The organism is Allobosea sp. 05T433, from assembly GCF_056396065.1.
In genome coordinates this window covers 114478-128088 of record NZ_JBFTKS010000006.1, presented here as the reverse complement: position 1 = coordinate 128088, position 13611 = coordinate 114478, and the positions used below count along the sequence as shown (strand labels likewise).

Genomic DNA, 13611 nt, shown 5'->3' with positions numbered 1-13611 from the left:
GGCCACGACAGTGGAGCGGAGCTCACCGGCAGCGCAATCGGCTCGACATCCGCATCCGCTTGATCGGCCCGTAGGAATAGCGCGTCATGATCTCCAGCACATCGCAGAGCGAGTGACGGCCGCTCGGCGAAGAGCGGGACGCGGTCCGTTTTGGCCGCGCCGGCCAATACCGCGTTCTCCGATCGCGATCTTCAGTAGCCCATGCTTCAGTAGCTCATGTTTCAGTAGCTCATGGCCCGGTTGCGGGCGTTCCCGATATGCGCGCTCATCTCGGCTGCCGCCCGTTCGGGGTCGCGCGCCTCGATGGCCGCGATGATCTTCAGGTGGTCCTGCATCACCGGAACCAGGATGTGGTTCTGGATGCGCGTCTCGTACTGGCGGATCAACCTGATCTTCAGCCAGGTGACCCGGAAGGCCTTTGAGACGATGTCGTTGTCGAGGTGATCGATGATCGCCTCGTGCATCAGCCGGTCGACATCCTCGGCGTCCTCGATCAGCGTCTCGTCGCCACCCGCCGCGGCCCTCCGGATGATCGCTTCGTGGCGTTCACGCTGTTCGGCGATCTCTTCGTCCGCCGCCGTTTTCGCGTAGAGCGCAGTCGCTTCCTTTTCGAGGAAGAGCCGGAACTGGAACGCATTGCGGATCAGGTTGAGATCGACATGGGCAACCTGCATGCCGCGCTGCGGCACGGTCTTGATCAGACCTTCCGCCTCGAGGCGCGGGATCAGTTCGCGAATGGCGCCGAGCGGCAGGCCAGTCATCGCCACGAGCTCGCGCTGGGTGACGAACTGACCTGGCTTGATCTCTCGCGCCAGCAGCCGCTCGGTGAAGCTGACATAGGCCTTGTCCCGCAGCTTCAGCGGTTCGCCGTCGCGCTCCTGATCGTTCTCGCCCATGCGCTCCTGTTCCTCTCGTGGCTCCTCAGGCGGCCTTGGCCCGCGTAATCGTGTCGAAGGCTGCGAACAAGCGCTGTCGCTGCGCCTCGCTCAAAGCCTCGAGCGGCGGGCGCATCGCGCTATAGCCCTTGTCGCCATGCAGATGGCCGACCAGGGCCTTGACTGCCGGCAGGACCGGATAGCTGCAGACCTCGTCGACCAGCGCATTCACCACCGGGCTCTCCGTCCCTTCATAAACCATCGGCCGAAGCAGCCCCGGCACCAGATTGGCGACGCCGCAGATCGAGCCCTGAGCCCCGGCCCTCACCGCGCGGGCGAGCAGCCGTTCGTCACCGACCAGGATGGCAAGCTCACCGTGAGCTTTGAGCAGGGCTTCGGTATTCGCATAGCTGCCCGAGGAATCCTTCACCCCGGTGACGATGCCCGGAAACGCCTTCTTCAGCCGCTCGACCAGCCCGACGCTGATGTCGACCGCCGTGACCGAGGGGATGTGGTAGAGGATGGTGTTGCGGGCGGACGGCCCCAGCTTCTCGAAGAACTGCGAGAACCAGACAAAGAGTCCCTCGTCGCTGACGCCCTTGAAATAGAAGGGCGGCGCGACCAGCAGGCCCTTGGCGCCGATATCGAGTGCGACCTTGGCCTGCTCGATCGATTCATGCAGCGAGGCAGCGGCGACGCCGGCATAGATTTGCGTGCCAGGATCGACGCCGGCACCGACCAGCGCGCCCAGCATCGCGGTACGCGCCGGCAGGCCAAGCGCCGCCCCCTCGCCCGTCGTGCCAAACAGCGTGACGGAGTCACAGCCCTCGGCCAGCACGTGGCGCGCATGCTTGACGAGGCGCGGCAGATCGACGGCTCCGCCCTCCCGCATCGGCGTCGTGATGGCGCAGGAAAGGCCGAAGCGGTTCGGGTCGATAGCCATTGGAGGGAGCTTTCCTGAGATATGAATGTCTGACATGTTAGTTTGCAGTCAAAACTGACGCAAGGTCGGGAAGACACGGAAATCGAGGTGCGGCTCAGCCATCCTTCAGCCCTCCGGCCGACAATCCGGCGACGATCTGACGCTGAGCCAGCACCGTCAGCAGCAGCACCGGCAGCGTCACCAGCAGCGCGGCAGCGGCGAGCGGCCCCCAGGAAATCTGCTCGAAGGTCAGGGAGTTGTAGACTGCAGACGGCAAGGTACGGCTGTTCTTGCCGCCGAGCACGACCGAGAAGATGAAGTTGTTCCAGGAGAAGATGAAGGCGAGGATGCCGCCGACCACGATGCCGGGCCGCGCCAGCGGCAGCGCGACATGACGAAAGGCCTGCCAGGTCGTCGCACCGTCGATGCGCGCCGCATCCTCCAGTTCCATCGGCACATTCTCGAAATAGCCGATCATGATCCAGACGATGATCGGAATGGTGATGACGAGATGCGTGATCACCAGCGCCGTGATGCTGCCGACGAGCCCGGTCATCTGGAACAGCAGGAAGAGCGGGATCAGGTAGGACAAGGCCGGTGTCATGCGGGCGACCAGGATCAGGATCGCGAACTTCGTCGCCTTGCCGCGGGCGATGCCGTAGCCCGCTGGCACGCCGACCCCGAGCCCGATCAGCACAGCCCCGCCCGTGACCAGGATCGAATTCCAGAGATAGAGCGCGAAGTTGTTCTTCTCGAAGACGTCGAGATAGTTCGCCAGCGTCGGCGGGTTCGGGATAAAGACCGGCGGGAAAGCGGTGTTGTCGAGTTCGTTCTTGAACGAGAGCGACAGCATCCAGAGGAAGACGAGGACGGCCGGCGAAACCAGTACGAAGACCGAAAGCGCAAAGCCGATCTTGGAGGCGAGCCGCTTCATTCCGCGTTCCACTTCGACTTCTGGCGCGCGTAGAGCAGCAGCAGCGAGAGCATGATGATGATGACGAAGAAGATCACCACCACGGCCGAGGCGTAGCCGATCTTGTAGAACTGGAAGGCCTGCAGATAGAGGAAGATGTTGAGCGTTTCGGACGCCGTACCCGGCCCGCCCTGGGTGATCACGAAGATCGTGTCGAAGGCCTTCAGCGCATCGATGGTGCGGATCACGATCGCCACCATGATGAAGGGCCAGACCAGCGGCAGCGTGATGTGGCGGAACATGTGCCAGGAATTGGCGCCGTCGATCAGCGCGGATTCATAGGGTTCCTTCGGCAAGCCGGCCAGACCGCCGAGCACGATCAGCATGACGAGCGGCGTCCAGTGCCAGACTTCGACCAGGATCAGCGTCGGGATCACGGTATGGGGGTCGTAGACCCAGGGCTGGGGTCCAACCCCGACGAGCGATAGCAGGTAGTTCAGCACGCCAAGCTGCGGGTGGAACATCATCGTCCAGACCAGTGCGACAGCGACGGGCGTCGCCATCATCGGCATCACGAAGATGGTGCGCAGCAGCCCCCGGAACGGGAACTCGCGGTGGAAGACCAGGGCCGCCGCCGTGCCGAAGACGATCGGCAGCACCACGGCGAGGACCGTGAAATAGGCGGTATGCCCCATCGATTCGAGGAAGCGCGTATCGCGCAACAGCTCCGAGAAGTTCTGCAGGCCGACGAATTCGGGGCCTCCGCCGATCTTCCAGTCATGGCCCGACATATAGAGCGTGAACAGCCACGGGAAGACGATCACCCCGAGGATGACCAGCACGGCGGGCAACGAGAACAGCCAGTAGCGCGGCGTAAAATCCGCTGAATGTCTCGCAGGCAGCACCTTGGGCGTCGCGAGATCCGCTGGCATGGCGGTTGAGTTGGTCATGCTCTGCGCTTTGCTGAAAACGGTTTGTCATGCCCGCCCTGTGGCGGGCATTCGCGTCGTGAACATCGCCCTCCCCGAACGGGGAAGGCCATCATGGCCAGGGCATGCCGGGCCATGATGGTGATGGTCGTCAGCCCTGTTCGCTCTTGACCAGGACCGGCGCGAAGGTTTCGGTCGCCTTCTTCAACTCCGCAGCGACATCGGCACCGCCGAGCGCATTGGTCAGCGCCACGCCGAAGACATCGCGGAATTCGGTCACCGGAACGATCTGCGGCAGCGCAGCGCGGGCGACCTTGGCCGAGCCAAGCAGACACTCGAAATATTGCTTGCCGAATTTCGACTGCGAGATGGTCTCGGTGTCGAGATAGGCCGAGGCACGCCCGGGCGCTCCGGCGCCGGCCTTGAGCATCGCGATCTGCTGCGCCTTGCTTGTCATGAACTGGAGATAGAGCCACGCGGCCTGCTTCTTCTGCGAGCCGCGCGAAATGCCCATGCCATCGGCGAACATCCCGGCATGATGCGCCTTCGGCCCGGGCGGCGTGATGCCATAGCCGACCTTGCCGACGATACGCGACTTCGTCGGGTCCTCGAGCGGCGTGGCAAAGCCGATGCCGTCGAGCCACATCGCGGCGCGACCCTGCATGAAGGTGGTCTGGCATTCATTCCAGTTGAAGCCGACCTGACCGGCCGGGCCGGTCTCCTTGTTCAGCTTCTTGTAGAGTTCGCCGGCCCAGGCCGCCTCGGGCGTATCGGTGAGCAGCTTGCCCTGGGGCGAGGTGGTCTCGATGCCCTGGCCCAGCAGCAGGCTGGCCCAGACCGGGACGTTGGCGTTCTTCAAGCCGCGCGAGACGAAGCCTGCGATGCCCTTGGCCGGATCATGCAGCTTGGCCGCGACCGTGGCGATCTCGTCCATCGTCTTGGGATAGGCCACGCCCTTCGCGTCGAAGAGCTCCTTGTTGTAGTAGATCATCCAGTAATCGACGAAGAACGGGATCGTATCGAGCGATCCGTCGGCCTGGCGCGCATAGGCGACCGGTCCCGCGCCAAAATCATCGAAGTTGAAGTCCGGCGAGGTCAGCGAGGCGTCCTTGATGAAGGGCGTCAGATCCTCGAACCACTTGCCCTTGGCGGCCATGCGCTTCTGTACATGCAGCGAGATGCCGCTGACGTCGAAGCTCGGCTTGCCCGAGGCAAACTCGATTACCGCCTTCTGGCGCTGCTGCTGCTCCGGCACCTGTTCGGCCGAGACCTTGATTCCGGTGAGCTCGGTGAACTCCTTCTCGGCCGCCTGCATCAGGTCGGAACGCGGGTTCTTCACCAACAGCACATCGATCGTCGTGCCGGCAAAGCGCTTCCAGTTGAAGGCGGCCTGCGCATGAGCTTCGCGCAGAACCATCGGCGAACCGACGGCGCCCGCCGCGCCCAACGCTGCAGCCCCGCGCAGAAGCGCGCGCCGGCTCGGCTTCAGAATGCTGTCTGTCATGATTGTCCTCCCTGTGGACGCGGATTGCGGCCCGTTCACGAGCCTGCCTGTTTATCCGGCTGTGCGCCGGTCCCGTCGAGACTTTGCCCTTCGGATCCGGCGCTGACGCTAATCGCGTTCCAGGTCGGTTGCAAGCTGACATGTTGGCGTGCACATAGTCGCTGCAGCACATTCCTGGACCCGCATCCATGCCCGCAATTGCGCCGCCCCTCCCCTCGCGAAACCTTGGCCGCACCGGACTGAAGGTCTCGACACTCGGCTTCGGCGGGGCACCCCTCGGCGATCTCTATGCACGGCTCGACGAGGCTCAGGCCGTCGCAACGGTAGAGGCTGCCGTCGCCGGCGGTGTCACCCTGATCGATACCTCGCCACTCTATGGTCACGGATTGTCCGAGCATCGCATCGGTGCGGCATTGCGCCGGGTCGACCGCGAGAATGTGCTGCTCTCCAGCAAGGTCGGCCGCGTCGCACAGCCCTTCATGGGGCGCGGCAACGGCTCGGGCTATCTGGGCGGCCTGCCGCATGGCATGCGTTTCGACTATTCCTATAACGGGACCATGCGCTCGCTCGAACAATCCGCCCTCAGGCTGGGCACGGACCATATCGATATCGTCCTGATCCATGACGTCGACATCTGGACCCATGGCGCGGACGGCATCGAGAACCGGTTCTTCGAGGCAATGGCCGGCGCCTACCGCGCGCTCGACAAATTGCGGGCGGCCGGTACGGTCAAGGCGATCGGAGTCGGGGTCAATGAAGCAGAGATGTGCGAGCGCTTTGCCCATGCCGGCGACTTCGACACGATGCTGCTGGCCGGCCGCTATTCGCTGCTGGAACAGCCGGCGCTCGTATCCTTCATGTCGCTCGCGCAGAAAAAGGGCATCGGCCTGATGCTCGGCGGCGTCTTCAATTCCGGCATCCTGGCCACCGGCCCCGTCGCTGGCGCCAAGTACAATTACAAGCCGGCTCCGCCCGAGATCCTCGCGCGGGTTGCCGCCATCGAGACAATCTGCCGGCGCCATGAGGTGCCACTGCGCCGTGCGGCCCTGCAGTTCCCGCTGGGCCATCCCGCCGTTTCCAGCGTCGTCATGGGGGCGGTCTCACCCGCGGAGGTCGCCGACCAGCTTGCCGAAATCGCCGCGCCGGTTCCGTCCGAGCTCTGGAGCGCGCTCAAGGCCGAAGGCCTGCTCGGCGCTGACGTTCCTGTGCCGGAATAGCCCGATGCGGATCGACGCCCATCAGCATTACTGGCGGCTCTCACGCGGCGACTATGGCTGGCTGACCCCGGCACTGGGCCCGATTCATCGCGACTTCGGTCCACCGGACCTGGCGCCGCTGCTGGCACGGCACGGCATCGCGCGCACCATCCTGGTCCAGGCCGCGCCGACCGAGGCAGAGACGGCATTCCTGCTCGGCATCGCAGAGCACGACCAAAGCGTCGCCGGCGTCGTCGGCTGGTGTGATTTCGATGCGCTCGATGCGTCCGAGCGGATTGCCCGCCTGAGCGGCAATCCGCTGCTGGTCGGGCTCAGGCCCATGGTCCACGACATTCCCGATGAGAACTGGCTGGCCCGCCCTTCCCTTGCGCCCGCCTTCGCAGCGGTGGCAGCCCATGACCTCGTCTTCGACGCGCTGCTGCGACCGCAGCACATTGCGCCACTATTGGCCGTTCTCGATCGACATCCGACGCTCGCCGTCGTTGTCGACCATGCCGCCAAGCCGGATCTCATCAGTGGGGAGATCGCGAATTGGCGCGAGGATATCGCCGCAGTCGCCGCGCGGCCCCAGACCTTCTGCAAGATCTCCGGCCTCGTCACCGAAGCCTCGGCCGGCTGGACGACCGAGACCCTGCGCCCGGCCGTTTCGCATCTGCTCGCCGTCTTCGGTCCCGATCGCCTGATCTGGGGCAGCGACTGGCCCGTCGTCACCTTGCGAGCCGACTATTCCCGCTGGTTCGAAACCGTCGCGGAATTGCTGGCGCCCCTGCCCGAAGCCGATCGCGCCGCGATCATGGGCGGCAATGCCCAGAGGCTCTATCTCTCCCACCGAGGACGCAACTGATATGCTGAAGGGCATCGACCCCGTCTTGAGCGCCGATCTGCTCTGGGTTCTGGCCGCGATGGGCCATGGCGACGATCTGGCCATTGTCGATGCCAATCATCCGGCCGATACCGTTGCCAGCGCGACCGCCAGCGGAAGGCTGATCCGACTGCCCGGCCTTTCGATGGCCCGCGCGACCCGCGCCATCCTCTCCGTCCTGCCAATCGACGATTTCGAGCCCGGCTCGCTGCGTCGCATGGAGGTTGTCGGCAAGCCTGACGAGATCCCGCCGGTCCAGGCCGAGGTTCAGGCCGAAATCGACCGCGCCATGGGAGAGCCCGTGCCATGCCTCGGCATCGAGCGTTTCGCCTTCTATGCCGCGGCGAAGACGAGCTTCGCTGTCGTCCAGGTCGGCGACCCGCGGCCCTATGGCTGCTTCCTGCTGCGCAAGGGCGTCATCGCGGGGCTTCCAGGCTGAGCCCGCACGAGGGTTGGCAAGCGCGCCTGCACCGCTCAGGATCGTGACGCCGTCGGCGCGGCTTCGACAGACTGCGCTGGCGTGCCTGGAGGATGGCTTCATGGCCCGCGCGAACGCCCATATCGGCACGACGAATTTTGCGACGACGATCAGAATGGGCGGCCGTACGCTGGTTGCCGACGAACCGGCCGCCTTGGGCGGAGCCGATGCCGGGCCAGCGCCCTATGACCTGCTGCTCGCCAGCCTCGGCGCCTGCACGGCCATCACCTTGCGGATGTATGCCGAGCGCAAGCAGTGGAGCCTTCAGGCTGTCGATATCGATCTGCACCACGTCAAGGTCGAGAACCGTTCAAAGATCGAACGTGTCATCACGCTGACGGGCGATCTGTCTGAGGATCAGCGGATGCGCCTCGCCGATGTCGCCGAGCGTACACCCGTGACCCTGACGCTGAAGGCCGGCGCCGATATTGCGACAAGACTGTCGGACGGTTGACACCCTCGTGAGTCCGTTTCCGTTCCGGCACCCACGCCGCTAGAAGAACCACGCTGAGCGATCGGTCACGCCCGTGCGCCCTTGGCACGATCCAGTTCAACCGAGCCCCCCTGCTGCGAGCCTGCCCATGCCTGACACTCTCCTCTATCTCGCCGAAGCCGACATCGCCGGGCTCGAACTCGATCCGGCGCTCGCCCGCGCGGCGGTGAGGACGATCTTCAAGGCTCATCACGACGGCCAGACGCTGAGCAAGCCCAAGCTTGCGCTCGAGATCGGCCCCGGCCACGCCTTCCAGTCGCTTTGCGCGGCCTCGCCCGAGATCGGCATGGCAGCGACGAAATGGCTCGGCATGGCGCCCGCCGCGAATGGAGCGGGCACGCCCGGCATCCACGCCATGATTGCACTCAACGACTATGCATCCGGCACGTTGTTGGCCATCCTCGATGGCAACCTCGTCACGGCGATCCGCACGGCGGCCATGTCCGCGGCAGCGGGCGCGTTCCTGGCACGGCCGGAAAGCCGCACCATCGGCTTCATCGGCTGCGGCCTGCAGGCTCGCTCGCATCTTGCCGCGTTCAAGTCCCTGCTGCCCGGCCTGACCGAGCTTCGCGCTTTCGGCCGAAGCCGTCGGATCACCGACGTCTTCATAGAGCACGCCCGCGAGCAGGGCCTTGCGGCGAAGGCCCATGATGACGCCGGCGACGTCGTTCACAGCAGCGACGTGATCATCACCTCCGTGCCCATGCAGCCCGGTTTCGCGCCCTTCCTCGATCCTGCCTGGTTGAAGCCGGGCGCCTTCGTTGCTGCCGTCGACGTCGCCCGCAGCTGGCTGCCGGATGGCTTGCGCAAGCTCGACCTCTTGGCCACCGACGATCACCAGCAACAGGCGGAGAGCCCACCGATCGCTCGGGATGTCGGCCCGCTCGGCAGCTTCGATGCCGACCTGACGGAACTTGCCGGCGGGGTCCGGCCCGGACGCCTCGACGCGGAGCAGCGCGCCATGTTCATTTTCCGCGGCTTCGCGCTCGCCGATCTCGCCGTGGCGGCTACCGTCTATCGCGCGGCCGTGGCCAGGGGAGCCGGCCTGCGCCTCCCGCGCTGAGACTGCGTCTGCAAACAGGAAGACAAGGCAACGGAGCTCTGCTAGCGTCACATATTCATCCATAGGAATATGTGAGATCTTCAATGCTTGACCGGCGCGCCTTTACTCTCGGAGCCAGTCTGACGGCGGCGGCCTCGTTCTGCGGCGGTGCGGCACGAGCCCAGGTCGTGGCGCGGGCCGGGCTCGGCAAGGCCGAGATCCTGGTGCTGAGCGATGGGGGCTTCCAGCTGCCGCTCTCGATGATCGCGCGCGATACGCCGCTGCCCCAGCTCGAGGCGATGACCGGCAGCAAGGGGCCAGCCGAGACCGTGCTGAACGTCACCTGCCTGAAGCGCGGCAGTGAGACGATCCTGTTCGATTGCGGCGCCGGCGCGCACTTTCTTGCCGGCAGCGGCAAGCTCGCGGCAAGCCTCGAGGCCGCCGGTATCGCGCCCGACAGTGTGAGCTATGTCGCCTTCACCCATTTGCACCCGGACCATCTCTGGGGGGCGCTCGACGAGTTCGACAGCCCGGCATTCCCGAATGCGACCTGGCTGGCGGCCCGCGACGAGGTGGCGTTCTGGACTGATGCCAAGGTCTATGAGCGTCTCTCCGAAGACCGGCACGCCTTTGCAGCCGGCGCACAGCGTGTCCTTAAGGGTCTCCAGGACGGGCTGAAGACCTTCGCCGCAGGCGAGGAAGTGCTGCCGGGAATCGCGGCTGTCGCGACGCCCGGCCATACGCCGGGACATGTCTCCTTCGAGATCAAGGACGGCAGCGACAGGCTGCTCGTGCTGGGCGACGCGGCGACGCATCCGGTCGCATCCTTCGCACATCCGGAATGGCGCCCAGCGTCCGATCATGACCCGGATCAGGCGGTCCAGACCCGCAAGACCGTGCTTGGCCGGGCCGCCGACGAGAAGCTGCGGGTGATTGGCTATCATCTGCCAAAGGGCGGGATCGGTACGGTCGAGCGCACCGGGCAGGCCTTCCGCTTCATCCCGTCCGCGGCCTGATCGGCGGAAGAACGCTCAATCGCAGCGACGGCGGCGCCCGAAGCGTTCGGCCAGCATCTCGCTCACCGAGCCCTCGACGAGAATTGCGATACCGATGCGGGCGCCGAGCATCACGCCGGCGACCGCCAGCGGCCAGGACAGCGCCATCAGCGAGCCAGCCGTGACGCCCTGCCCGATGGTGCAGCCGCCGGCGAGAATGCCGCCGAATCCCATCAGCGCACCGCCCGCCAGATGGCGGCGCATCTCGTGGTGATCGTCGAAGGCCTCCCAGCGGAACTCGCGATCGTAGAGCGCCGAGGCAAAGGCTCCGAGCATCACCCCCAGAATGGTGCCGACCCCGAAATCGAGGAACCCGATGGGGTGGGTCAGGACCGCGTAGAGCGCCCGGCCGATTGGCGAGACGAAGGTCAGGCTCTGCGGGCGCGGAAACGCGGCGAATTCGTCGATCGCCACACCTGTCGCCCACCAGCCTGCAACGACGCCGAACCCCAGCGTCAGCCCGGCCAGCAGCAGCCGCGGCGAACGCCGCAACCGAGGGTCAGCGAGCACAGCCAGTATCAGCACCAGGGCGGCGACGAGAACGATGGCAAGCCGCCAGTCGCCGAGACCGAACCAGGCGAGCAGTGAAGGCAGATCACCCTGCACTCCACCAGGTATCGGCAGGGCGACCGTCTCGAGCACATCGATTCGAAAGGAAGCCAGCATGCCGCGGAGCGTGGCATAGGCGACGGCACCGAAGACCATCATCACGATCAGGCTGCGCAGGTCGCCGCTGCCGAGACGAACGAGAGAGCCAAAGCCGCAGGTGCCGACCAGCGCCATGCCGATCCCGAAGACCGTGCTGCCGAGCAGGATCGAGAGCCAGGGCAGGGCCGAAGGCACATAGGTCGAGAGCCGGGGCGAAAGCCAGCCGAAGCCGACCAGAAGCTGCGTGCCCACGAGCGCAACGGCGAGCGCAAGCCCGAAGATGCGCAGGCGGCGCGTATCGCCACCCATCCAGGCGTCCTCGATCGCCCCGAAGGAGCAGAGCCGGGCACGCCGGGCAGTGAAGCCGCAAGCCGCGCCGATGACGACGCCGATCAGCGTCACGGCCCAGGTCGGCAGAGGTTCCATGATCGTCAGACGCCCCTGCCGGCCCCCATTTCAATCACGCAAGCGGTCCGTGCTCTCGGGACGGTTGCAGAAGATGTCGTAGATCACCGAGATGACCTGACGCACATCGTCATTGGCGAGGCTGTAATAGATCGCCTTGCCGTCGCGGCGGGTGGTGACCAACTGGTCGAGCCGCAGCCGCGCCAACTGCTGCGAAACCATCGGCTGGCGCAGCGAGAGGATGTTCTCAAGTTCCGTTACGGTGCGCTCGCGCTCGGCCAGCAGACAGAGCAGCAGGAGCCGGTTTTCGTGGGACAGGGCCTTCAGGAAATCGCTGGCCTTGCGGGCCTTGCGCATCAATTGATCGAGCTCGGCCGAGAATTCGGCACCGTCGCGCAGCTCGGCTTCAAGGGCCTTGGAGACAATCGCGCTCATTTTCGTTCCATTGTCGCGGACTGGCCGCGGGTTCGATGGCTGGGACTGTCCATGCCAGCAAGCATCTTGCCAAGCAAACCCCAGAATGCGTCGTCGCCGATATAGCCGGTGATCCGGCCGACCTCGCGCCCTTCATCCATCAGGACGAAGGTCGGCGTGAAGCGGACCGGTGCAGCAAGTCCAGGCTCATCAGCGCGGGTGGAACCGAGATCGACCCGCCTCAGCGGTGCTGCCTTGCCCTCCGGCGTGTTGGCATAGACAGGCGCGACCTCCCGGTCCCAGCGGGCGCACCAGATGCAGCCGTCGCGTTCAAACATCACCAGCTCTGCCGCCCGCAACGGCAGGGTGACAAGCGCCAGCCCCACCAGTGCTGCGAGGCCGGCATGCCAGCTCAGCCATTTCGCGATTGCTTTCATCCGACAAACATAGTCGTATTCATATGTTTAAACAATTGGCGGGTTGAACCTTGTTCGACATCTCGATCGCAGGGGCTTTCGCAGCAGGTCTGCTCTCCTTCCTGAGCCCCTGCGTGCTGCCCCTGGTGCCGCCGTATCTCTGCTTCCTCGCGGGTGTCGGCATCGGCGAATTGTCCGGCTCGGACGGCGCGCTGACGGCCGCGCAGCGTCGCCGCATCATCGCCATGGCCGCCGTTTTCGTGCTCGGTTTCGCCACCGTCTTCGTCGCACTCGGCGCCACCGCCTCGACCATCGGGACCTGGATCACCGCGCATTTCGACACGCTGTCCATCGCCGCCGGTGCAATCATCCTGGTCATGGGCCTGCATTTTCTCGGATGGCTGCGGATTCCTCTGCTCTACCGGGAGGCCCGTTTCCAGACATCCGCACGTCCCGCCGGCCTGCTCGGCGCCTATCTCGTCGGGCTTGCCTTCGCGTTCGGCTGGACGCCCTGCGTCGGGCCTGTGCTGGCGACGGTGCTGATGGTCGCGGGCGCCGAGGGCAGCGCCTCGCGCGGCGCGCTTCTGCTCGCATCCTATGCGCTCGGCATCGGCCTGCCCTTTCTGCTGGCGGCGGTCTTTGCCGGTCCCTTCCTGACCTGGCTCTCCCGCTTCCGCCGGCACATGGCCGTCATCGAGAAGACGATGGGCGCCGCACTCGTCGTGACAGGCTTGCTGTTCATCACCGGAATGATGCCGGCGCTCGCCGGCTGGCTGCTACAGACCATCCCGATCCTCGGCACGATCGGCTGAAGGGAGAGTTTCCATGCTGACCCGACGCAGGCTTCTCGGCTCTGCCCTCGCCGTCTCCTTCGCGCCTCAGACCCTCGCCGCCGCCAGACTCGGCGAGGACGGGCTCTACCAGCAGGACTGGTATCTCGAGAGCTTCCTCGACCTTTCCGAAGACATCGAGAGCGCGACCCGCAACGGCAAGCTCCTCGCGATCATGTGGGGTCTCAAGGGCTGCCCGGCCTGCCGGCGAATGCATGAGGTACATCTCGCCGATCCCAAGATCGAAGGTTACATCAAGGCCAATTTCGAGGTGCTGCACCTCAACCATATCGGCGCCCGCGAGGTCACCGATTTCGACGGACGCAAACTGGGCGAGAAGGCGCTGGGCGAGGCCTATGGCGTGCGCTTCACTCCGACGATCCAGTTCATGCCCGAGAGCGCGGAAGGACTTGGCCAACGCAAGCCGCAAGCCCGCGAGGTCGCCCGCATGCCGGGACTGCTCGAACCACGCGATTTCCTCGCCATGTTCCGCTTTGTGCGGGAGAAGGGCTATGAGACAGCGCCCTTCCCGGAGTGGCTGAAGCGGCAAGGCGCCTGACGTTGGTCACCTCCAAACGCAATCATCCCGGCCACGGAAGAACCGAGGC

General features: G+C 65.3%; 16 protein-coding genes. 8 read left to right on the top strand and 8 right to left on the bottom strand.

All coding sequences use genetic code 11. The annotated features are described in order from the left end of the window. Positions 1-221 precede the first annotated feature (221 nt). The 5 genes from AC1DGP_RS10310 to AC1DGP_RS10290 all read right to left on the bottom strand — a co-directional run bounded on the left by AC1DGP_RS10310 (position 222) and on the right by AC1DGP_RS10290 (position 5143). The gene (locus tag AC1DGP_RS10310; RefSeq protein ID WP_441506971.1) at positions 222-896 is read right to left on the bottom strand and encodes a GntR family transcriptional regulator; all 675 of its coding nucleotides are present in this window, start codon (positions 894-896) and stop codon (positions 222-224) included. Between the two features lie 25 nt (positions 897-921). Next, complete coding sequence (locus AC1DGP_RS10305; protein WP_441506970.1) at positions 922-1818, bottom strand: dihydrodipicolinate synthase family protein; 897 nt, start codon at positions 1816-1818, stop codon at positions 922-924. A 94-nt stretch (positions 1819-1912) separates the two neighbouring features. Next, on the bottom strand, positions 1913-2731 hold the full coding sequence (locus AC1DGP_RS10300) for a carbohydrate ABC transporter permease (RefSeq protein WP_441488167.1): 819 nt from the start codon (positions 2729-2731) through the stop codon (positions 1913-1915). Next, positions 2728-3642 carry a carbohydrate ABC transporter permease gene (locus AC1DGP_RS10295; protein ID WP_441488347.1) on the bottom strand — a complete coding sequence of 305 codons (915 nt, stop codon included), beginning with the start codon at positions 3640-3642 and terminating at the stop codon, positions 2728-2730. The genes AC1DGP_RS10300 and AC1DGP_RS10295 overlap by 4 nt, the downstream gene beginning before the upstream one ends. A 148-nt stretch (positions 3643-3790) precedes the next feature. Continuing rightward, positions 3791-5143, bottom strand: a complete 1353-nt coding sequence (locus AC1DGP_RS10290) for an ABC transporter substrate-binding protein (protein ID WP_441506969.1) — start codon at positions 5141-5143, stop codon at positions 3791-3793. A gap of 188 nt (positions 5144-5331) precedes the next feature. Between AC1DGP_RS10290 and AC1DGP_RS10285 the strand changes: the two genes are divergently transcribed. The 6 genes from AC1DGP_RS10285 (at position 5332) to AC1DGP_RS10260 (ending at position 10251) form a co-directional block, all read left to right on the top strand. Continuing rightward, positions 5332-6360, top strand: coding sequence for an aldo/keto reductase (locus tag AC1DGP_RS10285; protein ID WP_476832071.1), 1029 nt, complete (start codon positions 5332-5334; stop codon positions 6358-6360). A gap of 4 nt (positions 6361-6364) precedes the next feature. Further along, on the top strand, positions 6365-7204 hold the full coding sequence (locus AC1DGP_RS10280; protein ID WP_441506967.1) for an amidohydrolase family protein: 840 nt from the start codon (positions 6365-6367) through the stop codon (positions 7202-7204). A gap of 1 nt (position 7205) precedes the next feature. Next, complete coding sequence (locus AC1DGP_RS10275; protein ID WP_441506966.1) at positions 7206-7661, top strand: RbsD/FucU family protein; 456 nt, start codon at positions 7206-7208, stop codon at positions 7659-7661. Between the two features lie 100 nt (positions 7662-7761). Next, positions 7762-8154 (top strand): OsmC family protein, encoded by a 393-nt coding sequence (locus AC1DGP_RS10270; RefSeq protein WP_441488162.1) that lies wholly within the window; start codon positions 7762-7764, stop codon positions 8152-8154. Positions 8155-8281: 127 nt separating this feature from the next. Next, the gene (locus AC1DGP_RS10265; RefSeq protein WP_441506965.1) at positions 8282-9256 is read left to right on the top strand and encodes an ornithine cyclodeaminase family protein; all 975 of its coding nucleotides are present in this window, start codon (positions 8282-8284) and stop codon (positions 9254-9256) included. A gap of 83 nt (positions 9257-9339) precedes the next feature. Beyond that, a complete protein-coding gene (locus AC1DGP_RS10260) occupies positions 9340-10251 on the top strand; it encodes an MBL fold metallo-hydrolase (RefSeq protein WP_441506964.1) in 912 nt (303 codons plus the stop codon). A gap of 15 nt (positions 10252-10266) precedes the next feature. On the opposite strand, the gene AC1DGP_RS10255 is transcribed toward AC1DGP_RS10260, so the two are convergent. From AC1DGP_RS10255 to AC1DGP_RS10245, 3 genes are read right to left on the bottom strand one after another with little or no spacing between them, the layout of a single operon-like run. Beyond that, positions 10267-11364, bottom strand: coding sequence for a YeeE/YedE family protein (locus AC1DGP_RS10255; protein ID WP_441506963.1), 1098 nt, complete (start codon positions 11362-11364; stop codon positions 10267-10269). A 30-nt stretch (positions 11365-11394) separates the two neighbouring features. Continuing rightward, positions 11395-11778, bottom strand: a complete 384-nt coding sequence (locus AC1DGP_RS10250) for an ArsR/SmtB family transcription factor (protein WP_043238549.1) — start codon at positions 11776-11778, stop codon at positions 11395-11397. Beyond that, positions 11775-12194, bottom strand: a complete 420-nt coding sequence (locus tag AC1DGP_RS10245) for a thioredoxin fold domain-containing protein (RefSeq protein ID WP_441506962.1) — start codon at positions 12192-12194, stop codon at positions 11775-11777. The genes AC1DGP_RS10250 and AC1DGP_RS10245 overlap by 4 nt, the downstream gene beginning before the upstream one ends. 50 nt (positions 12195-12244) lie before the next feature. On the opposite strand from AC1DGP_RS10245, the gene AC1DGP_RS10240 reads away from it, so the two are divergent. Both AC1DGP_RS10240 and AC1DGP_RS10235 read left to right on the top strand, forming a co-directional pair. After that, entirely contained in the window at positions 12245-12985 is a 741-nt protein-coding gene (locus AC1DGP_RS10240; RefSeq protein ID WP_441488157.1) for a cytochrome c biogenesis CcdA family protein, read from the top strand. A 13-nt stretch (positions 12986-12998) separates the two neighbouring features. After that, a complete protein-coding gene (locus tag AC1DGP_RS10235) occupies positions 12999-13562 on the top strand; it encodes a thioredoxin family protein (RefSeq protein ID WP_441506961.1) in 564 nt (187 codons plus the stop codon). The last annotated feature ends 49 nt before the right edge of the window (positions 13563-13611 follow it).